The 419-nt window shown below is 63.0% G+C and carries 1 protein-coding gene; it reads left to right on the top strand.

What is annotated here, in order from left to right:
- The first annotated feature begins 223 nt into the window (after nt 1-223).
- A complete protein-coding gene (locus CS062_RS27235) occupies nt 224-355 on the top strand; it encodes a hypothetical protein (RefSeq protein WP_259373130.1) in 132 nt (43 codons plus the stop codon).
- Nucleotides 356-419: the final 64 nt, after the last annotated feature.

Here is a 419-nt window from a genome sequence, read left to right as displayed (position 1 = left end):
GCGGAACGACTAGCGTTAGAGCAAGTGCACAACCAACTTGGGTGGCACCGATGATGCCGCTCACCCAAGCGTTGCTGAGCGCAAAGTCGTGGGCTAGTGCTCCGAGCAGCGGCTGGGCGAAATAGATCTTGGATATGCTGGCCGCTGCGCAGAATGCCAGCATGCCAACCCATGCATGCGGCAACACTGAAAATGGGAATGACCCGCTCGGTATATCGAGTGGATGATCAGCGGCGACTCGTCGGTGCTGGGAAGCGGTGCGGTACAAGGCTTCATCAAGGGCACGTGGGACCGCACCGATCCGTCGTACGCGCGTCCGCTGCACCTCGACACCGAACCGGTCAACCGCTGGTAGCGCGTGGAACTCCAAGACCGCGTCGCGCTCGTCACCGGCGGCGGGTCCGGCATCGGACGGGCCG

Origin of the sequence: Roseateles chitinivorans, assembly GCF_002761755.1 — a bacterium.
GTDB classification, from domain to species: domain Bacteria; phylum Pseudomonadota; class Gammaproteobacteria; order Burkholderiales; family Burkholderiaceae_C; genus Roseateles; species Roseateles chitinivorans.
The sequence above is the reverse complement of the archived record's forward strand: the minus strand, read 5'-3'. Positions and strand labels throughout refer to the sequence as shown.

Bases quoted from the DNA above. Each gene is read 5' to 3' on its own strand.
- CS062_RS27235 (WP_259373130.1), top strand. From the start codon at position 224: ATGATCAGCGGCGACTCGTCGGTGCTGGGAAGCGGTGCGGTACAAGGC.